The sequence below is a fragment of the Pseudomonas sp. IT-P258 genome (genome assembly GCF_949767825.1).
GTDB classification, from domain to species: Bacteria; Pseudomonadota; Gammaproteobacteria; order Pseudomonadales; family Pseudomonadaceae; genus Aquipseudomonas; species Aquipseudomonas monachiensis.
On the sequence record NZ_CATKPU010000030.1, the window covers coordinates 1 to 20,400 of the forward strand.

The 20,400-nt window shown below is 57.8% G+C and carries 17 protein-coding genes and 2 pseudogenes; 9 read left to right on the plus strand and 10 right to left on the minus strand.

Features of this window, described 5'->3' with window-relative positions:
• Window positions 1–776, plus strand: a pseudogene (locus tag ACM6G4_RS12325) (hypothetical protein); the annotation flags it as partial.
• An 88-nt stretch (window positions 777–864) separates the two neighbouring features.
• Here the strand turns inward: ACM6G4_RS12325 and ACM6G4_RS12330 are convergent.
• Window positions 865–1,188, minus strand: coding sequence for a hypothetical protein (locus ACM6G4_RS12330; RefSeq protein WP_056724204.1), 324 nt, complete (start codon window positions 1,186–1,188; stop codon window positions 865–867).
• A gap of 462 nt (window positions 1,189–1,650) precedes the next feature.
• Here ACM6G4_RS12330 and ACM6G4_RS12335 point away from each other — a divergent pair, with 462 nt between their 5' ends.
• Window positions 1,651–2,160, plus strand: coding sequence for a hypothetical protein (locus ACM6G4_RS12335; protein ID WP_082562944.1), 510 nt, complete (start codon window positions 1,651–1,653; stop codon window positions 2,158–2,160).
• A 132-nt stretch (window positions 2,161–2,292) separates the two neighbouring features.
• Here ACM6G4_RS12335 and ACM6G4_RS12340 read toward each other — a convergent pair whose 3' ends face one another.
• Both ACM6G4_RS12340 and ACM6G4_RS12345 read right to left on the minus strand, forming a co-directional pair.
• Entirely contained in the window at window positions 2,293–2,883 is a 591-nt protein-coding gene (locus ACM6G4_RS12340; protein ID WP_160386044.1) for a helix-turn-helix domain-containing protein, read from the minus strand.
• Between the two features lie 53 nt (window positions 2,884–2,936).
• A complete protein-coding gene (locus ACM6G4_RS12345; RefSeq protein ID WP_177336468.1) occupies window positions 2,937–3,098 on the minus strand; it encodes a hypothetical protein in 162 nt (53 codons plus the stop codon).
• A gap of 263 nt (window positions 3,099–3,361) precedes the next feature.
• Here ACM6G4_RS12345 and ACM6G4_RS12350 point away from each other — a divergent pair, with 263 nt between their 5' ends.
• Window positions 3,362–3,577, plus strand: a complete 216-nt coding sequence (locus tag ACM6G4_RS12350; RefSeq protein ID WP_056724180.1) for a TOBE domain-containing protein — start codon at window positions 3,362–3,364, stop codon at window positions 3,575–3,577.
• A 113-nt stretch (window positions 3,578–3,690) separates the two neighbouring features.
• On the opposite strand, the pseudogene ACM6G4_RS12355 reads toward ACM6G4_RS12350, so the two are convergent.
• The 3 genes and pseudogenes from ACM6G4_RS12355 to ACM6G4_RS12365 all read right to left on the minus strand — a co-directional run.
• Window positions 3,691–3,933 (minus strand): annotated as a pseudogene (locus ACM6G4_RS12355) (hypothetical protein); the annotation flags it as partial.
• A 259-nt stretch (window positions 3,934–4,192) separates the two neighbouring features.
• A complete protein-coding gene (locus ACM6G4_RS12360; RefSeq protein WP_056724176.1) occupies window positions 4,193–4,825 on the minus strand; it encodes a response regulator in 633 nt (210 codons plus the stop codon).
• 32 nt (window positions 4,826–4,857) lie between these two features.
• Entirely contained in the window at window positions 4,858–6,222 is a 1,365-nt protein-coding gene (locus tag ACM6G4_RS12365; RefSeq protein ID WP_223542070.1) for a cache domain-containing protein, read from the minus strand.
• A 403-nt stretch (window positions 6,223–6,625) separates the two neighbouring features.
• Here ACM6G4_RS12365 and ACM6G4_RS12370 point away from each other — a divergent pair, with 403 nt between their 5' ends.
• The 3 genes from ACM6G4_RS12370 to katG all read left to right on the plus strand — a co-directional run bounded on the left by ACM6G4_RS12370 (window position 6,626) and on the right by katG (window position 11,484).
• Window positions 6,626–8,683 (plus strand): carbon starvation CstA family protein, encoded by a 2,058-nt coding sequence (locus ACM6G4_RS12370; protein ID WP_223542069.1) that lies wholly within the window; start codon window positions 6,626–6,628, stop codon window positions 8,681–8,683.
• Window positions 8,684–8,685: 2 nt separating this feature from the next.
• The gene (locus tag ACM6G4_RS12375; protein WP_034150399.1) at window positions 8,686–8,883 is read left to right on the plus strand and encodes a YbdD/YjiX family protein; all 198 of its coding nucleotides are present in this window, start codon (window positions 8,686–8,688) and stop codon (window positions 8,881–8,883) included.
• A 345-nt stretch (window positions 8,884–9,228) separates the two neighbouring features.
• Complete coding sequence (gene katG, locus ACM6G4_RS12380) at window positions 9,229–11,484, plus strand: catalase/peroxidase HPI (RefSeq protein WP_414913789.1); 2,256 nt, start codon at window positions 9,229–9,231, stop codon at window positions 11,482–11,484.
• Between the two features lie 328 nt (window positions 11,485–11,812).
• Here katG and ACM6G4_RS12385 read toward each other — a convergent pair whose 3' ends face one another.
• A complete protein-coding gene (locus ACM6G4_RS12385; RefSeq protein ID WP_414913790.1) occupies window positions 11,813–12,913 on the minus strand; it encodes an acyltransferase family protein in 1,101 nt (366 codons plus the stop codon).
• Window positions 12,914–13,115: 202 nt separating this feature from the next.
• On the opposite strand from ACM6G4_RS12385, the gene ACM6G4_RS12390 reads away from it, so the two are divergent.
• Window positions 13,116–13,541 (plus strand): cell wall hydrolase, encoded by a 426-nt coding sequence (locus tag ACM6G4_RS12390; protein WP_414913791.1) that lies wholly within the window; start codon window positions 13,116–13,118, stop codon window positions 13,539–13,541.
• Between the two features lie 99 nt (window positions 13,542–13,640).
• On the opposite strand, the gene ACM6G4_RS12395 is transcribed toward ACM6G4_RS12390, so the two are convergent.
• The 3 genes from ACM6G4_RS12395 to ACM6G4_RS12405 all read right to left on the minus strand — a co-directional run bounded on the left by ACM6G4_RS12395 (window position 13,641) and on the right by ACM6G4_RS12405 (window position 15,556).
• Window positions 13,641–13,838: a hypothetical protein gene (locus tag ACM6G4_RS12395; protein WP_414913792.1), complete on the minus strand. Its 198-nt coding sequence runs from the start codon at window positions 13,836–13,838 to the stop codon at window positions 13,641–13,643.
• Between the two features lie 70 nt (window positions 13,839–13,908).
• Window positions 13,909–14,238, minus strand: coding sequence for an antibiotic biosynthesis monooxygenase family protein (locus tag ACM6G4_RS12400; protein WP_056724165.1), 330 nt, complete (start codon window positions 14,236–14,238; stop codon window positions 13,909–13,911).
• A 646-nt stretch (window positions 14,239–14,884) separates the two neighbouring features.
• Entirely contained in the window at window positions 14,885–15,556 is a 672-nt protein-coding gene (locus tag ACM6G4_RS12405; protein WP_414913793.1) for a tetratricopeptide repeat protein, read from the minus strand.
• 504 nt (window positions 15,557–16,060) lie between these two features.
• On the opposite strand from ACM6G4_RS12405, the gene ACM6G4_RS12410 reads away from it, so the two are divergent.
• Together ACM6G4_RS12410 and ACM6G4_RS12415 are read left to right on the plus strand one after the other, a co-directional pair.
• Entirely contained in the window at window positions 16,061–16,225 is a 165-nt protein-coding gene (locus tag ACM6G4_RS12410; protein ID WP_414913794.1) for a hypothetical protein, read from the plus strand.
• Between the two features lie 125 nt (window positions 16,226–16,350).
• Window positions 16,351–20,157 (plus strand): beta strand repeat-containing protein, encoded by a 3,807-nt coding sequence (locus ACM6G4_RS12415; RefSeq protein WP_414913795.1) that lies wholly within the window; start codon window positions 16,351–16,353, stop codon window positions 20,155–20,157.
• Window positions 20,158–20,400: the final 243 nt, after the last annotated feature.

The following is a 20,400-nucleotide window of genomic DNA, read 5'->3' on the forward strand; positions in this document are numbered from 1 at the left end:
TTTATGACTGTGAGAATCGCTTGGTCAAGGCCGAGACGCTGGTCAACGGCAAGCTGGAAAGTACCGGTTCTTATCGGTACGACAGCCTGGGGCGGCGGGTTGCCAAGGTTTCAGAGGTCAAGGGTAAAACCGAGCAGAAGCACTTTCTGTGGCAAGGCCTGCGGATGCTGCGTGAGGAGCGTCCGGGGCAAAGCAGCCTGTACCTGTATGAGCCGGGGAGTTATGCGCCGTTGGCGCGGGTGGATCAGGCGGAAGACCTTTACCTGTTCAGTTCAGGGCAAACCGTATTCACTGGCCTGATCACCAACCTGGCGTATCGGCGTAATGAAAGTGAGCCATTTCATCGCGTCATCGAGACGTTGAAAGGCTTTCAGGAATTCCAGCAACTGGTGCGTGAGTTGCATGTTCGCGAGTGTCTGCCGGTTGTGATGAACAAGCTTGAGTCTGACTGCGCAGTGACTTTCAAGTATGTGCCGACCGGGCAGGTCTGGCGCAAGCGAGTCTCGGGGGACTTCCTGAATGTCGTTACACAACCGATTATTGTGACACGCGAGTTTCTGGAAGTTGAAGGACGTAAAGTCCCGGTGTCGACCCTTGCTTCAATTGATTTAAATGCCTGGAGTGAAAAGGTCACTCTAAAAGACGCAGCCGGGAATCAGATGCTGTCAACGCTGTGCACCGGGATCATGAGTCATGACCTGTTTCTCACCACTCTGGATGTGCTGCTGGATGCTCAGCGGGCAAGCAGGGATGAGACTGCCCCTACTCTGGCCTGAGGATCTCAGTCCTCCGCCAGGCTGACCATTACAAAAAAACCGGCTGATCAGGCCGGTTTTTTTGTGGGGCGGTAGTAAAGCAATTTATTCAGGCAGTGCGATTCTGGATCAGACGATCCGAGCCGCCTTCAGCGACGCGGTTTTGCAGGAGCTTGTCGGAACCACCTTCAGCGACGCGGTTTTGCAGGAGCTTGTCAGAGCCACCTTCAGCGACGCGGTTCTGCAGCAGTTTGTCAGAGCCACCTTCGGCCACACGATTCTCGATCAGGCGGTCGGAACCACCCTCTGCCACACGGCTTTCAATCAGACGATCCGAGCCGCCTTCAGCGACCACAGGTTGAGCAGACGTAGCGGCAAAAGCGTTAACTGCGAAAACCGAGAAAGCGATGCTGAGGAGGGTCTGGCGTTTCATGATCATGTGCTCCGGGGTACTTATGGGTTGGTATGGAGCAGATGTTACGCCGTGGATTTTTTAAGAGAACTTCATTGAATCAATGGTGACTATCGACGCAGTCAATGGATGATTCGGTGTTCTTTACGGGATCGAGCTTGCTCCGGGCGGCGTTCCGACGAACTTCAACTCAACCAGCTGGGAAAGATTGCTACACCGGTTAGAACGTTTATTTCTTTACGGTATTTGAATAGATGCAATCTGCATATCCATAACCGAATAATCCGCGTCATGTTTTTTACCTTGTCCGTGATCGAATCGGATCGTTCGTCACAGCAGAAATAATCCTCCTGCCTGCCTCGTTAAGCCTGTCGCGACATCGACTTTGGCTGTTTGATCGCCAGCTTGTCGCGCTCGGCCGATTCCCTAGAATCCGCCTCCATCAGCTTCGTCCAATTATCCAGTCCTTTAGGGAACAACACCATGATGAATGCCATGCAGATGCAAATGCCGATGAACGCCAACATGCCAATGATGTCGATGATGGGCATGCCGATGATGATGGCGACCATGTCCTGCGACATGATGGACGACGGCATGATGTGCAAGATGATGCCGGCCGCTGGCATGGACATGGCCATGTTCAGGAACAGCGCTGAAATGATGCAGTTGATGATGAACTGCGGCATGCCGATGATGATGCACTGCGGCAACATGAGCATGATGTGCATGTCCCCGGCGAGCATGGCCATGCCGATGATGAACATGATGATGTCGATGCCGGTGATGGGCATGCCGATGCCGTCGATGAAGTGCGTGATGGAATGCACGCTCATGGCGGACTGCATGATGTGCAAAATCATGCCGATGGCCGGCATGAACATGGACATGATGAAAAACTGCTGTGCCCTGATGATGAAAATGATGAACGACTGCAGCATGCCGATGATGATGAGCTGCAACGGCATGCCGCTGATGTGCTGCACCTGCTGATCCCTGCACTGTACCTGTACCTGTAGGAGCGAGCCTGCTCGCGATGGACGTCAACGATGACGCGGGTTTTCTGAAAAAACGCGTCAGCCTTGAGCCCATCGCGAGCAGGCTCGCTCCTACAAGAAGGCGGTATCAGTCCAGGCGTTCGGGGTAGGTCACCACAAGATAGGCCACGGCCTCACTGTCGGCGGGGTTGCGATAGCGGTGGGGCTGGTCGGCGTAAAACAGGATCGAGTCCCCCGTGGATAGCAGGTAACGTTCATCGTTGACGCTGATTTCCAGGACACCCTGCGCCACCACCAGGTTTTCCTGGACACCAGGGCCATGGCCCTGCGACTGGTCCTCTCCCAACGCGCTCAGGCGCAGCTCGTAGAATTCCGATTGGCGCGCCACGTCAAAGGGGAACAGGGCGCGGCTGACAAAAGCGCCGTTGGCGCTGACCAGGCGTTTGCTCTGGCTCGCCGACAATAGGGCCACACCTTCGAAGGCCCGATGTTCCAGAAACGCCGCCACCGATACCTTCAAGCCTTTGGCTATTTTGCACAGCACCTTGATGGACGGCACACTGCGCCCCGATTCGATTTGCGCCAGCATGGCGCGGCTCACGCCGCACTGTCGGGCCAGGGCATCAAGGGACAGATGGCGCTTGCTGCGCAGACGCAGCAGGTTTTGTCCGACCCGTTCGCAGATCGGGTCCTCTTCCGGGGCATCCGGATTGTTCAGATCCAGCACAGGCTCGTCCGCGCTTATCAGAAAGCGCGAGGGTTCGTACGCGTTCACGCCTGACGTGTCTCGGTAGACCGAGACGCCTGAACCCACTGCAATGCCTGTAGTCCGGCGTTGCGTGCGTACATCTCCCACATGGCCCGTGCCCGTTGCTGAGCTTGTTTGCGTTTGCGGTAGCTGGCGAAATCGATGAGGTTGTCAGTCGGATTCATGGGGCACTTCACTGTGGTGATGAATGACGGGATGACTGGAGAGTACGCTTCTATTTTTATAACGATAAATACTGAATTTTTATTTGTTAATTCGTTTTGGTTCTTATTGGTGAAGGATTTTCAGGTTGTATGAAGCATCTTTTATATTCTAAAAAGATATAAACATGTAATTATATATTCCTTTTGGTGTTGGCTGATGCGGTGCATCTTGAGGTCATGCCCATCCATGCGGATGGTCTCGACGCCAGACAGGAAGCCTTATCATGACCATCAAAGCGATCAACGTCCGTAACCAGTTCAAGGGCGTCATCAAGGAAATATTCGAAGGCGAAGTGGTCTCCGAAATCGACGTGCAAACCGCCTCCGGGATCGTCACTTCCGTGATTACCACGCGTTCGGTGCGCAGCCTGGAGTTGAAGGTGGGCAGCGAGGTGATTGCCTTCGTCAAGTCCACGGAGGTCTCCATTGCCAAGCTTTGAAAGCCTGAATCATTGGTAGATAACGGATGATCTGCCGGTTTAAAAAAACCATGAAAAAACCCGGCTGATCAGGCCGGGTTTTTGTTGGGTGTTGTGGTGACGCGGTTTGTTTATGCGACGCGGTTCTGCAGCAGTTTGTCGGAGCCACCTTCAGCGACGCGGTTCTGCAGCAGTTTGTCGGAGCCATCCGCAGCGACGCGGTTTTCGATCAGGCGGTCGGAACCACCCTCGGCCACACGGCTTTCAATCAGACGATCCGAGCCGCCTTCAGCGACCACAGGTTGAGCAGAGGTAGCGGCAAAAGCGTTAACTGCGAAAACCGAGAAAGCGATGCTGAGGAGGGTCTGGCGTTTCATGATCGTGTGCTCCGGGGTGCTTATGGGTTGGTATGGAGCTGATGTTACGCCGTGGATTTTTTAAGAGAACTTCATTGAGTTAATGGTGACTATTGATGCAGTCAATGGATGATTCGCTAATCCCTGTGGGAGCGAGCTTGCTCCGGGCGGCGTTCCGACGATGGCGGTGTGTCATTCAACATTGATGGTGCCTGGTACTACGCTATCGCGGGCAAGCCCGCTCCCACAGGTTTTTGCAGTGAACACAGGGTTCCAGGTGTCAGCGGGAGATGAGGCCGTGATCCAGGGCGTACTTGACCAGCGCTGCCGGCTTGTCGATGTTGAGTTTGCGCCGGATGCTCAGGCGATGGGTTTCCACCGTGCGCACGCTGATGTCCAGTTCCCGGGCCATTTCCTTGTTGTTCAAGCCTTGCGCCATCTTCGACAGGACCTGGCTTTCCCTCGGAGTCAGTTCGTTGTCGGTGTTGCGGTCGGCGATCAGTCGCTGGGCGATTTCGGCGCTGTAGAAGGTTCCGCCGCTGGTGATGGCTTCGATGGCGGCGATGATTTCCCGGGACGGGGCGTTCTTCAGCACGTAGCCGCTGGCGCCGGAGCGCACCGACTCGCTCACGTATTCGTAATTGTCGTACATGCTCAGCACCAGCACCTTGAGCGACGGGTACTGGCTGCGCAGCACGCGGGTCAGTTCCAGGCCGTTCATGTCTGGCAGGCTGATGTCGACCAGCAGCAGGTCGGGCTGGCAGCGTCCGACCATTTCGATGGCCTCGGCGCCGTTTTCCGCTTCGCCGACCATTTCCAGGGGCGACATCACGGCCAGCAGCGCCTTGATGCCGTCGCGGACCAGGGAGTGATCGTCGACCAGGGCGACGCGGATCGGGGAGGGCAGGTTCATCGCAATATTCACTCTTGTAGTTTTGCGCGGGCTCAGCGTTTTACCGCAGGTTTCATTGGCAGCCGCACGTCCAGCTCGCTTCTGCCCGGCATCGAAATCAGATCGAAGCGCCCGCCAAAATGTTCGACGCGTTCGCGGATGTTACGCAAGCCAATGCCGGCCTGACGACGTTCGACCTGGGCGACGTTGAAACCGATACCGTCATCGACCACCGTCAGCCGCACGGACTCGTCGCAGCCGCGCAGTGTAATGGACACGTTTTTCGCCTGCGCGTGGCGTTCGATATTGGTCAGGCCTTCCTGGACGATGCGGAACAGCGAAACCGCCGCGCCGTCGACCAGCAGGCAGTCGAATTCATTTTCGTCATAGGTCACGGTCAACCCGCTGCGCTGCTCGAATTCGGCGGCCAGTTGGCCGATGGCCGCCGGCAGGCCGAGGGTGTCGAGCAAGGAGGAGCGCAGGTCATGGGAGAGGCTGCGCACTTCACCGATGGCATCGCCCAGGCGCTCGGTGGCGTCTCTGAGCGCGTTCAAACCCTTGTCGTCGGCTTGTCCGCGTTCCAGCAGATGGCTGGCCAGTTCGAACTGGAACTTGATCGAGACCAGCACCTGGCTGATGCCGTCGTGCAACTCGCGGGACACCCGGGATCGTTCTTCTTCCTGCAGGCTGACGATGCGCTGGGTCAGGCGCTGCAGTTTTTTGTCCGCCAGCCGATGTTCGCTGACGTTGAGGGTCATGCCCGTGGCGAACACGAACAGCACCGCGACGAGGGCGACCACGGCAATCGCCATCATGGTCTTGCGGATGCCCATGGCCACTTCGGCACGGGCTTGTTGGGTGGCGCGTTCGACGTCTTCGAGGTAGATGCCGGTGCCGAGCATCCAGCCCCAGCGATCGAGCATCACTACGTAGGCGAGCTTGTCGGTCACCTGGCCGGAGGAGGGCTTGTTCCAGGCGTAGCGTTGAAAGCCTTCGCCCGATTGCGCGCTTTGCAGCAGCGCCTGGATCACCGGCAGGCCGTGGGGGTCTTTCATGTCCCACAGGTATTGGCCCACCAGTTCCGACTGGCGCGCGTGCATCAGGCTGCGGCCTTCGTGGTCGTAGACGAAGAAGTAGCCGTTGATGCCGAAGCTGAGCTTGCGCAGTTCTTCCAGCACTTGTTGCTGGGCGTGGGCATTGCCGTGGCCGTCGTCGTACAGGGGCGCGATCAGGCTCTGGGCCATTTCCACGTAGTTTTTCAGCTCCGCGCGCTTGCTCGCCAGAATGCTGTCTTCGATCAGTTGCGCCTGTTGATCGCCCAGTTGGCGGTTGAGGGAAATCACCAGCGCGCAGATGACGGCAATGGCCAGCACCAGCGGCAAAATCCCGAGGGCGACGATCTTGTGTTTGAGCTGCATGTTGACTCCTGCCCGCGCGAAGGCTCGGGATCATATGCCAAAGAGGCGCTGGGCTTGTAGCGTTGCTGGACGGAATGACCGGTTGGGAGTGTGCAAAACCTGTGGGAGCGAGCTTGCTCGCGATGAGGGAGGCACATTCGGAAGTGATGTGGCTGAAAGTCCGCTATCGTCGGAACGCCGCCCGGAGCAAGCTCGCTCCCACATTTGATCGGGGATGGCCCCGGATCCGGTGGTCAACCCACAGGAGATCGGTGTCATCTACGTAGAACTACGTAGAGACCACGTACGTAGTAACGCGGATTTATTTGTGGACGGCATGCGCGGATATTGGGCCAGCTCCGCATCGCGGACACAATTATAAAAATTACCGCCGCAGTCACTGGCTGTCGGCAGGAGACACGCTATGCCCCGTCTGGCTAAACACCTCGCCTGGTTTGCCGTGGCTGTCCTGGGAGCGATTGCGCTGAGTGTCGTGGCCCTGCGCCGCGGCGAAGCGATCAACGCCCTGTGGATCGTAGTCGCAGCCGTCGCCATCTACCTTGTTGCCTACCGCTATTACAGCCTGTTCATCGCCAATAAAGTGATGCAGCTCGACCCCAATCGGGCCACGCCGGCTGTGCTCAATAACGATGGTCTGGACTATGTTCCGACCAACAAGCACGTACTTTTCGGTCACCACTTCGCGGCCATTGCCGGCGCGGGGCCTTTGGTCGGCCCGGTGTTGGCGGCGCAGATGGGCTACCTGCCCGGCACGCTGTGGCTGATTGCCGGCGTGGTGCTGGCCGGTGCCGTTCAGGACTTCATGGTCCTGTTCATGTCAACCCGCCGCAACGGCCGTTCCCTGGGCGACATGGTCCGTGAAGAAATGGGCCGCATCCCCGGCACCATCGCGCTGTTCGGCTGCTTCCTGATCATGATCATCATCCTCGCGGTGCTGGCGCTGATCGTGGTCAAGGCCCTGGCCGAGAGTCCTTGGGGGATTTTCACGGTGATGGCGACCATTCCGATCGCGATGTTCATGGGCATCTACATGCGCTACATCCGCCCGGGTCGCATTGGCGAAATCTCGGTAATCGGCGTGCTGTTGCTGCTGGGTTCGATCTGGCTCGGCGGGCAGGTTGCCGCCGATCCGGTGTGGGCCAAGGCCTTCACCTTTACCGGTATCCAGATCACCTGGATGCTGATCGGCTACGGTTTTGTCGCGGCGGTACTGCCGGTGTGGCTGATCCTGGCACCGCGTGACTATCTGTCGACCTTCCTGAAAATCGGCACCATCGTCGCCCTGGCCATCGGCATCCTGGTGACCATGCCCGAGCTGAGAATGCCGGCCCTGACCCAGTTCGTCGACGGTACCGGTCCGGTTTGGAAGGGCGGTCTGTTCCCGTTCCTGTTCATCACCATCGCCTGTGGCGCGGTTTCCGGTTTCCACTCGCTGATTGCTTCCGGCACCACGCCCAAGCTGCTCGCCAGCGAGGGGCATGCCCGCTACATCGGTTACGGCGGCATGCTGATGGAATCCTTCGTGGCGATCATGGCCATGGTTGCCGCTTCAGTGATCGATCCGGGCGTGTACTTCGCCATGAACAGTCCGGCGGCCGTGGTCGGCGGTGATGTGGTGGCCGTTGCGCAAACCGTCAGCAGCTGGGGCTTCGCCATTACCCCGGAAGCCTTGCAAGCCGTAGCCCATGACATCGGTGAAACCACCATCCTGGCCCGTGCCGGTGGTGCGCCGACCCTGGCGGTCGGTATCGCGCAGATCCTGCACAGTGTTCTGCCGGGCGAGAACACCATGGCGTTCTGGTACCACTTCGCGATCCTGTTCGAAGCGCTGTTCATCCTGACTGCCGTGGATGCCGGTACCCGCGCCGGTCGCTTCATGCTGCAGGACTTGCTCGGCTCCTTCGTGCCGGCGCTCAAGCGCACCGAATCCTGGACCGCCAACCTGGTTGCCACCGCCGGTTGCGTGGCCATGTGGGGTTATCTGCTGTACCAGGGCGTGATCGATCCACTGGGCGGCATCAACACCTTGTGGCCGCTGTTCGGCATCTCCAACCAGATGCTGGCCGGTATCGCGCTGATGCTCGGCACCGTGGTGCTGATCAAGATGAAGCGCCAGCGTTATGTGTGGGTGACCTTGCTGCCGGCCGTGTGGCTGCTGATCTGCACCACCACCGCAGGCTTCATCAAGCTGTTCGACGCCAACCCGGCGATCGGCTTCCTGGCCCTGGCGAAGAAGTACAGTGATGCCCTGGCCAATGGTCAGGTGCTGGCCCCGGCCAAGAGCATCGACCAGATGCAGCACGTGATCTTCAACGCCTACACCAACGCGACCCTGACTGCGCTGTTCCTGTTCGTGGTGTTCAGCATCCTGTTCTTCGCACTCAAGGTCGGCATCGCTGCCTGGGGCACCAAGGAACGCACGGACAAGGAAGCGCCATATCAAGCGCTGCCGGATGCCTGATCATGTTCAATGACCTGAGTCGCCTCGGTAAATACCTCGGTCAGGCCGCGCGCCTGATGGTCGGCATGCCCGACTACGACAACTACGTCGAGCACATGCAGACCAAGCACCCGGACAAACCGCTGATGGACTACGAGGCGTTCTTTCGGGAACGCCAGGAAGCCCGTTACGGCAGTAAAGCCGGACCGAAGTGCTGTTGAGTGAGACAAAAAACCGGCTGAAACAGGCCGGTTTTTTATTGGGTGCAGTAACGGCCTGGACATTTCGGGGGCCGTGGCGATTCGAATCGTCGCCACCACTTTTGTCCCGGGTCATGGAAGCTTTGCAAACCTCCTGACTGATTTGAGCTGTTTATCAGCTATCTCCCCCAGATGAAGCGACAGTTTCCCCGTCCGGTACTTTAATGGATGGTCTGGAGCAACTGATCACTGGGCTGTCATAGCCTCAAGGCTATGGATCCCATACCGAAAAGCTATTTCTTCAATCGGTGATCCGGATCCACGCTTAAGGATGGTTAGCTGAAAACAAAATCAAGAGGAGATGCCATGTCAACTGAATCGAAATGCCCGTTCAATCACGCCGCTGGCGGTGGCACTACGAACCGCGACTGGTGGCCGAACCAACTGAACCTGAAGATCCTGAGTCAACACTCGCCCAAGTCTGACCCGCTGGGAGGCGACTTCAACTACGCCGAAGCCTTCAAGAGCCTGGACTTCCAGGCGCTGAAAAAAGACCTGACTGCGCTGATGACCGATTCCCAGGACTGGTGGCCGGCGGACTTCGGTCACTATGGCCCTCTCTTTATCCGCATGTCCTGGCACGCCGCAGGCACCTATCGCACCGGCGATGGCCGGGGTGGCGCCGGTTCCGGCCAGCAACGCTTTGCACCGCTCAACAGCTGGCCGGACAACGTCAGCCTCGACAAGGCCCGCCGGCTGCTCTGGCCGATCAAGCAAAAGTACGGCAACAAAATCTCCTGGGCCGACCTGATCGTCCTCACCGGCAACGTCGCACTGGAATCCATGGGCTTCAAGACCTTTGGTTTTTCCGGCGGCCGCCCGGATGTCTGGGAACCGGACGAAGACGTCTACTGGGGTTCTGAAAGCAAGTGGTTGGGCGGTGACACGCGTTACGGCAAAGAGGACAAACCGGTACAGAAACCTGGCGACGTCCCGCTCGTGGCCGAGCCGGGGCGAAACGAGGACAGCCGGACCGACGAGGGCCGCAATCTGGAAAACCCCCTCGCCGCGGTGCAGATGGGCCTGATCTACGTCAACCCGGAAGGCCCGGAAGGGCAGCCGGACCCGGTCGCTTCGGCCAAGGACATCCGCGAAACCTTCGGCCGCATGGCGATGAACGATGAGGAAACCGTGGCCCTGATCGCCGGTGGCCACGCCTTCGGCAAGACCCATGGCGCCGGGCCTGCCGACAACGTCGGGCCAGAACCTGAAGCCGCTGGCCTGGATCTGCAAGGCCTGGGCTGGAAGAGCACATTCGGCACCGGCAAAGGGGCCGACACCATCACCAGCGGCCTGGAAGTGACCTGGACCACCACGCCGACCAAGTGGAGCAACAACTACCTGGAGAACCTGTTCGGTTTCGACTGGGAGCTGACCAAGAGCCCGGCCGGTGCCCATCAGTGGAAACCGAAGAACGGCGCCGGTGCCGGGACCATTCCGGATGCCTTTGATCCGTCCAAACGCCGTGACCCGACCATGCTGACCTCGGACCTGGCCCTGCGTTTCGACCCGATCTACGAGCCGATTGCCCGGCGTTTCCTGGCCAATCCCGAGCAACTGGCCGATGCCTTCGCTCGCGCCTGGTACAAGCTCATTCACCGTGACATGGGCCCGCTCTCGCGCTACCTCGGCCCGGAAATGCCGAACGAAGAGTTGCTGTGGCAAGACCCGATCCCTGCTGTCGATCATCCGCTGGTCAATGACAGCGATGTCGCCGTGCTCAAGGGCAAGATTGCGGCCTCGGGGCTGACAGTTTCGCAGCTGGTATCCACGGCCTGGGCGGCGGCTTCGTCTTTCCGTGGTTCCGATAAGCGCGGCGGCGCCAACGGTGGGCGCTTGCGTCTGGCGCCGCAGAAGTCCTGGGAGGCCAACCAGCCAGAACAACTGGCCCGCGTGCTGGCAAAACTCGAAAGCATCCAGAACGAGTTCAACAGTGGCGGCAAGAAAATCTCCCTGGCCGACCTGATCGTGCTCGCCGGTGGCGTGGGCGTGGAACAGGCCGCGAAAAATGCCGGCCACAGTGTGACGGTGCCTTTCACGCCGGGACGCATGGACGCCAGCCAGGAACAGACCGATGTCGACTCCTTCGGTTTCCTTGAACCGATCGCCGACGGTTTCCGTAATTACCTGAAGCAACAGTACCGTGTGCCGGCCGAAAAACTGCTGATCGACAAGGCACAACTGCTGACGCTCAGCGCCCCGGAAATGACGGTATTGCTGGGTGGGCTACGGGTATTGAACGCCAATGTCGGCCAGAGCAAGCACGGCGTCTTCACCTCACGGCCGGAAGCCTTGACCAATGACTTCTTCACCAACCTGCTCGATATGGGGGTGGAGTGGAAGCCCGTGTCGGATGCCCAGCAAGAGTTTGAAGGGCGTGATCGCAAGACCGGTGCAGTGAAGTGGACGGGGACCCGGGTTGACCTGGTCTTTGGTTCCAATGCGCAGTTGCGTGCGTTGGCCGAGTTCTATGCCACCGCCGATGCGCAGCAGCAGTTCGTCAAGGACTTCGTCGCTGCGTGGACCAAAGTGATGAACCTGGATCGTTTCGATCTGAAATAGGGGAGGTTGTCGTAACGTTGGTATTGCCGGCAAAAGTCTCCCGGCTCGCCCTCCGGCTCCTGCATCGGCGGAGGGCATTCATCGACCATAAACCTTGGCGATCGTGGTCCATTCTTTGTGGGCGAGTTGCTTGGCTACCCACATTGGATTCTCGCCCGCAGATAACCTTTATCTATCCGGTTTCTGGTCCGCCAGGTAGTTATTGGTCGATCCATATCAGGCACAACGCTGCGGCAGCGCTGAACATGATTGACTGTCGAGTTGGACTTTCTCCGACGAACGATATCAATTAAATAAAAAGGCCCGCTGATTAGGCGGGCCTTCTTTATTACGCCAGAGCTTTGTGCTCTTTCTGTAGTTCCGGCTCTGTTGCCGGCAGCGCGTAACTGTCAGTGAAGTTTTTCTGTGGACGCTCGCGGCTACCACCTTCGGCCACCATCCGGATAACTTTCCGCGCCGGCTCTTCAATGCAGTGATACAGGAACATGGAGAAGGCCAGGATGATTGGAATCTCATACTTCAGATCCATCATGCCAAACAGCTTGCGCTCAACAAACAGCACCATGATGTGGCACATGTACAAACTGAAGCTGATTTTTCCAAGATAGACCGATACAGGGTTGGAGTAACCCCAAATCGGTCCAGCCCGGAACAGGCTCGCAATCATCACGATTACCAGGAACGGGAAGGCCAGATCGAAGTAATACTGAATGCTGGTCATCCAGAACATCAGCAAGATCAGCGGGGCAATCGCCATTGCAGTGATTCGCCAGAGTTTGGAGTCCGGCAGATCGTGGCACACCTGGTAGGCGCAGTACCCAGCAACAAAGTAGGTTATGCACTTGATGGTCCAGACGCCATTGGCCAGCATATTCGGCTGCAGGTAGGGCGCGTACAGCGCCAGACCAATCAGCAGTAGAGCGAAAGGAATCTTTCCCCACTTCCGCGTGAAATAGGCGACGAAAGGAAAGGTCAGGTATGCGGCCCACTCGCAGCTGATCGACCACGAAGGTTGATTAAACGTCAGGTCGGACGTTACTCCCCACGCATGAAAAAGGAACAGGTTCGCGTAAAACGTTAACGCAGTGTCAACAGGCGACCATTCATACAGCCTGTGCATTGGCAGGATGAATGCCGTGATAACCAGCATAAAGAGGTGCACCGGGTAGATGCGTGCAAGCCTGGCCACCCAGAAGTTGATAGCCTCTTTTGGCCTCAGGCTGTTTCCAAAGTCTTTCCCGTGGACATAGGCCAGGATGAAGCCCGACAAAATGAAGAACACGTCGACCCCAAGGCCTCGGGTATGAAACAGAAAAGCGAAAGGGCCGTATGGGGTGGCAAGGTCGCCGTATCGGATGTGAAGAAGCAGGACTGACAAGGCAGCGAATCCCCGCAGTCCTGTCAGATTTTGTATGTGTGCGGCGCGCATTTCAGCACTCCATTGCTAGGTATTACAGGTCTGGCCTGCCGGAAAGGCGGCGATTACATCACAGCCCGGATACAAAGGAAACGCAGGACTATCGACGAATAGCCTCGATGCAGGCACTGCGCCACTTTCTTCAATGTAAGTTGTAAGATACAAGACACAAAGCCCGCCACTGAGCGGGTATTTTTTTGCCTGGAGAAAAGTAATGACCGTATCCGAGAAAGACCGCGACATCCTCGCTCGCACGCTGTGGGGGGAGGTCCGCGGCGAATCCCTGGCCGGCCAAATTGCCGTGGCCTGGACCATCTGTAACCGGGTGAACGACGGCAAGGACAAGTCTTGGTGGGGGGAGGGCTATGCCGGCGTGTGCCAGAAACCCTACCAGTTCAACTGCTGGAACAGGACCGACCCAAACTTCGCCTCGCTGAGTGGCGCCAAACAGATTTCGTTCCGTGAGCTCGCGCAGGCGCGGATTGCCGCTGATCAGGTGATCGATGGAAAGGTGCCTGATCCCACCGGCGGTGCCACCCATTACTACGCGACCACCATGCCGAAGCCTCCAGCCTGGGTGAAAGGCGCCAAGGAGACGTTGAGGTTCGGTTACCACGTGTTCTTCAAGGATGTGTCATGACCGCGTTCAGCAGATTGTCCCGTGTATTGGATGCGAGTGATTATGTTCGGTCGGAAGAATGCCGGAGATGGGCGCTTCCGATCCGTAGCAGGCACCAACTCAACGGCCACTGGTATGGATGAGCCAGGCTATGAAAGCCGCGAAAGGAGCCAACAATACCAAGCAGCCGACGGCGACGGCACAGCCCCAAGCAAAACCGCTTTCTCCCTTGAAACGGCCGCCACTAAGCAAGCCCAGCACGTAAACGCCAATGCGATGAGCCAACAGGTTGATTACGATGTCGAAGATGAACTCCATTTTTGATCCGCGTATTTCCTTGTCGGTTTTTCTACGCACATCCGAAAGACTATTCTGGTCGATGGAATGCTTAAGTAGCTGTTGCGATTGGCCATTTCTCGCCAAGCTTGGAGTCACCATAGGTTTTGATGACCTCAGAGATGATGACTTGATAACCGGCAAGCCAATTTTCCTGGGCAGCCTTTGCCTCCAGGTGACGGGGATGCTCAACCAATATCTGAAGTGCTTCGAGAGAACTCCAGTAGTACACATTGGAGAAGAGGCCAGTCTGTGGATTCTCCCAAGCTTCTTCGCCAAGGTAACCAGGGATCGATTTTGCGATTGCAGCGATTTCCTGATCGAGTCGGTGGAAGGCTTCATCAAACTGCTTTTTGGCAAAGATGAACGTTGAAGAGTACATAGGCTTTGCTCCTTTCGCGGCGTTTGGTTGCCGATGATTGGACTGACCGGACTTGGGTATGCCTCAAACCTATGCTAGCTGGTTGGCTTCCCAGCTATCAGTAGACGATGCATCTGGCGTAATGTTTTCCGCCGATTGTGTCTGATAGCGTTCCTTGTCCATGCGTAACTCCTTGTTCGGCTTGAGTGTCGCGCTAGAAACGCGACATGAGGTGAGGAGGAAAAGCGACATGACTTTTGCGCCCATTACTGGCGCATTAGCGGCGCGCCCATGGTCTGCTTTTGGCCGTTTTCTGCCTGTGGTGACCGGCAGAAAACGACCCACGCTGTGTAAAAACGCAGGCACTGTTTTGAAGTCTGCGTCGCTACGTAAAATCTGCCAGTGATTGGTTAATCAGCGGACCTGAAATTTGCGTAGGAATGCGATTTTCATTCAGGTTCTGACCATCAAACCTGTTCTAAAACGTTTTTACACAGCCTCGACCAAAAGCGGCCGGTGGTACGGCCGTAATGAGATTAGGTAGTGACTGCAAAAATAGGGGCGATTCACGTTTAAATCGAAATTTCGCAAAACCGTGGTCTGCCCCTTATTGGCGGGCGGTAATTTGCTACCTGCGCCCCCTGTATTCCGGAGGACGCGTTTCAGCCTATTGCGATTCGCCGCCAGAGGTAGTCGTCGTAGTTTTCAAGTATTGATCCAGCGGTATCAGCAGATTTTTGGCTTGGCCTAGCTCATCCGAAAGTGTCTGGGCTGTTGTGATCATGTTGGCGGTTAAACCCCTGGTCGCTGCAATGTTACTTTTGGCTTTATTTGTGGGCGAGTTGTCCATGGTTGCCGACTGTATAAGCAGAGCCAGGCCCAGATTTTTGTCCACCTTCACGCCATCGCCGCGCATATAGAGCATGCCCAGATTACCGACGGCGAGCGCATCGCCTTGCGCTGCTGCCTTGCGATACCACTGATTGGCCTGCGCAAAGTCCACGGCAGTGCCACGACCGTTTTCATACAGCACACCGAGATTGTATTGCGCGTTGGAGTTGCCTTGCTGCGCAGATTTTTCATACCAACTAATTGCTTGTGTTTCGTCCTTGGCAACCCCGATGCCCTGCTCGTACATTAGAGCCACATTGAACTGGCCATCGGCGTTGCCTGTGTCCGCAACGGTGCTAAATTCCTTAAATGCCAGCGGCAAGTCACCGGCTTGATAGGCCGTAACACCTTCCTCTAAGCCGGCTTGCGCCGGTCCGCTCAGGAAGCTGAAGATCGTCACGAGCGCTAGGGCTGTGGTGGAGTGAAGTATTCGATTCATCGCTATCATGTGAAAGTCTCTGGTTCGTTGGTGAAGACCGCTGATCTATGATTAACACTTCTAATGACAACCAGAGGCGGACCACAGCTTAGGCTGTTACGGTTTAATCGTGGTCTATCCGTCGATACTACTGCCCTCACATCTTTTTCGCGAAACTTCTCCGGTCTTACCGGTCACCTCTCGCTACAGCCCAATGCCAAGCCTTCGCCCCGCAATTCTGCAAGTTGCGACCGGCTGTTTCTGGCCGATTTCTGCCTTCCACAATCGGCTGAAATCGACCCAGGCTGACGGTGGCGACAAACAAAAAATCGGCCGATAGCTGTCCGTCACGAAGGGCCGCAGTCAACTGATGCAGTCATTTGTGATCGTCAAGCGGATGCCAAAAAGTAAGGACCACCGTCGAGAGCTAGTCCTGCCACCGGAGTCCAAATTGGAAAGTATGTCATCCACTGTTCTGTCCTAGCCTGCTTACCCAAGTGATGGGAAGCGACGACCGGACAAGCGAAGTGGCAAATGGCTATATACACTGAGTGCCACTCTCTGTGCGGCCGGGCTCTGGAAGGTTGCAAGCGGGCGCTCTACGGCGACAGCGATGCGGACAGCACAGCCGAGTTTGTCACCCGGTTCACCGGCGCAAGCACCTTGGCCATGAGCGAACTGAATGAAAATGAGTGCTGAACTAAGTGGCCTCGACGAATTTCGATGTTATGCCCGGCGGCTTCATCTCGCCTGTTACTGATGACAAATAACAACACCGCCGCGTGGGTTGCCACTTGCGGCCCTGCATAAAGGAAAAATCCCACATGGCCGTGATAACAGGCACTACGAGCAATGATGATCTATTGGGGACAAGTGAGGCCGACAGCATTACCGGCCTGGCGGGGGATGACATTCTCGACGGCGGTGGTGGTCAGGATACGGCTATCTATTCGGGCAACGCCGGCGACTACCGCTTCGGATGGAGCAACGGCCAACTGACGGTCACCGACCTGAATGTCGTTGGTGGCGATGAGGGTACCGATTACCTGCGCAATATCGAAAGCCTGCAATTCGCCGACAGGGTTCTGAGCGTCAACGCAGGCGGTGAAAGCCGGGTCAGTACGCTTGCGCAGTCAACTCAGGACAGTATCTCCATTACCGGACTGGCCGACGGTGGGTGGCTGGTGTCCCTGGAGTCCATTGATCAAACCTATGGGAACGATATTGTAATCCAACGCTACAGTGCAGCAGGCGAAAGGTTGGGCGATGAGATTACTGTCGCCTCTTCGCAACGCGCTCAGGGATATTCCGATGTCGCCGGGCTGGCTGACGGTGGCTGGGTGGTTACCTGGTTCTACACTGGGGGGAGTGGTGACATCTATGCCCGGCGGTTCAGCGCGGCTGGTGATCCCATGGGCGATGAATGGCGCGTCAATACCCACACGGCTGAAAGCCAGGACAGCCCGGCTGTTACAGCACTGAATGACGGTGGTTGGGTGGTGGTATGGATGTCCCGGGACGTCGCTGGCAATAACTTCACGATCGAGGCCCAACGCTATGACGCAGCGGGCATCGCTGTGGGGGGTGAAACCCAGGTCAACACGACGACAGGGGATAATCAGATCGCACAGTACAGCACTGACGTGACGGCCCTGAAGAACGGTGGCTGGCTGGTGACCTGGCATGCGACTCACCCAGGCGAAAGCCGCTTCGATATCTATGCCCAGCGTTACGATGCAACCGGTAACAGGGTAGGCAGCGAAACTCAGGTAAACACCAATACGCTTAATGACCAGTACATTCCTGCGGTCACGGCCTTGAACGATGGTGGCTGGCTGGTGAGCTGGTCATCCTTCAGCGTAGCTGCCAATGGTAGCGATATCTACTTCCAGCGCTATGACGCCAATGGTCAGGCGGTCGGCGGTGAAACTCTCGTCATAAACAGCCCTCACTATGCCACTCAGTCACAGAGTTTCTCCGATGTAACGGCATTGGCTGATGGCGGCTGGGTGGTGACCTGGGAAGCGGGCGGCGAACAGGATGGCAGTGTGATGGCTATCTATGCCCAGCGCTACAACGCCGCGGGCCAAGCCGTCGGTGGCGAAACGCTGGTCAACACCACCACCGACGGCTATCAGGTTGCCGCCAAGGTCACGTCTCTGGAAGACGGCGGCTGGGCAGTGACCTGGATGTCTATAGGACAGTCCAGTCATGTCAATGACGGCGTCTATGTCCAGCGCTTCAGTGCCGATGGCACCGCGGTACGACTGGAGGTCACTGGCGGGAGCGGTGATGACACGCTGAACGGTCAGGGTAACATGCTGTTGGCCGGGGGCACTGGCAATGATACTTATGCAGTGGGCGATAGCCTGATTCAACTTCGTGAAGAACTGGGTGCCGGCACTGACACGGTCAAGTCGGCTGTGAGCTGGGTGCTGGGAGCCAACCTGGAGAACCTGACGCTTACAGGGACTTCGACGATCAATGGCACCGGTAACGGCCTCGCCAACACGCTGACCGGTAACGCCGCCGCCAATACGCTCAACGGCGGTGCCGGCGCCGATGTGATGAGCGGCGGCCTGGGCAATGACATCTACTACGTCGACCATGCCAGCGACGTGGTCAACGAAACCTCCGCCACCGGCGGCGTCGACACCGTCGTTTCCAGCGTCAGTCGCACCCTCGGCAACTACCAGGAGAACCTGACCCTCACGGGCAGCGCGGCGCTCACAGGCACGGGCAACAGCCTCGCCAACACGCTGACCGGCAACGCCGCCGCCAATCACCTCTACGGCGGTGCCGGCAATGACTTTTTAAATGGCGCCGCAGGTATCGACAGGATGACGGGCGATGAGGGTTCCGACATCTACTACGTCGACAACGCGGCTGACGTCGTGGTTGAAACCAATGCCACGGCCAGCACCGGCGGCAGCGACACGGTCTACAGTTTTCTCAGCGCCTACACCCTCGCTGCCAATGTCGAGAATGGGCGTGTCCTCGCCACCGGAATCGCCGGCCTGACGGGTAACGGCCTCGACAACACCCTCTATGCCGGGGTCGGCAACAACGTCCTCAATGGTGGCACCGGCGTCGATACCGCCTCCTACCTCTATGCCACCAGCGCAGTCACCGTCAGCCTGGCCGTGACCACGGCCCAGGCCACCGTCGGATCAGGCGCCGACACCCTGATCGCTATCGAAAACCTCACCGGCTCCAGCTACAACGACACGCTCAGGGGCAACGCCGCCGCCAACCTGCTGAGCGGTGGTGCCGAAAACGATACGCTCGACGGTGGTGCGGGCAATGACGTTTTGAATGGTGGCACTGGCGCCGACGGGATGACGGGCGGTGATGGCTCCGACCTCTACTACGTCGACAACGCTAGCGACGTCGTGGTGGAAACCAATGCCACGGCCAGCACCGGCGGCAGCGACATGGTCTACAGCTCTCTCGGCGCCTACACCCTCAGCGACAATGTCGAGAACGGTCGCCTCCTCGCCACCGGGGGCGCCGCCCTCACGGGCAACAGCCTTAACAACACCCTCTATGACGGGACCGGTAATAACGTCCTCAATGGCGGCACCGGTGTCGACTCTGCCTCCTGGCTCTATGCCGGCAGCGCCGTCACCGTCAGCCTGGCCGTGACCACGGCCCAGGCCACCGGCGGCTCAGGCGCCGACACCCTGATCGCCATCGAAAACCTCATCGGCTCCAACTACAACGACAAACTCACGGGCAACGCCGCGGCTAACTTGCTCAACGGTGGCAGCGGTAACGATACGCTCGACGGTGGGGCGGGCAATGACGTTCTGGATGGCGGCGCAGGCCTCGACCGGATGACCGGCGGCGATGGGTCTGACCTCTACTACGTCGACAATACGGGTGACGTCGTGGTTGAAACCAATGCAACGGTCGGCACCGGCGGCAGCGACACGGTCTTCAGTTCCCTCAGCGCCTACACCCTCGGCGCCAATGTCGAGAGTGGTCGCCTCCTCGCCACCGGAGACGCCGGCCTGACGGGCAACAGCCTCAACAACACCCTTTATGCCGGCGCCGGCAACAACGTCCTCAATGGCAGCACCGGTACCGACACGGCGTCCTACGCCTATGCCGGTAGCGCAATCACCGCCAGCCTCGCCGTGACCACGGCCCAGGCCACCGGCGGCTCAGGTTCCGACACCCTGATCGCCATCGAAAACCTCACGGGTTCCAACTACAACGACAGGCTCACGGGCAACGCCGCCGCCAACCTGCTGAACGGTGGGGGCGGGAACGACATCTTGATCGGCAGTACAGGCAAGGATGTTCTAACCGGTGGCATCGGAAACGACATCTTCGATTTCAACGCCCTCGCTGAAACGGGGCTGACCAGTTCCACCTGGGACATCATCACCGACTTCGTTCGGGGAGCCGACAAGATCGACCTGTCGACGCTCGATGCCAACACGGCGACGACCGCCAATGACGCCTTCAGCTCGGTCATCGGCAGTACCGCTGCTTTCAACGCGGCCGGACAGTTGAAGGTTTCAGGGGGCGTGCTGTATGGCAATACCGATGCCGACAGCGCCGCCGAATTCGCCATCCAGATAGTCGGTCTCAACAGCGCGACCACGGCGGACTTTATACTTTAATTTGCGGATCTGGCATCTGGCAGGGTGACGCGGAGCGGGTCACCCTGGATTTTCCAGACGTATCTGACTGTCTCCTTTTGGGCGTTTTATGCCCGTCGCGAAAGGCAGAAAACGAACCCAAAGCTGACTCTCGCATCTACCCGACGTTATCGACCAACAGCTGCTATTGCCTCTTGATGATTGAGGCACGAAAAACCGACTACGCTGTGAACGGCAAGTTAACAGTGCTGGTTAAAGTGTTTG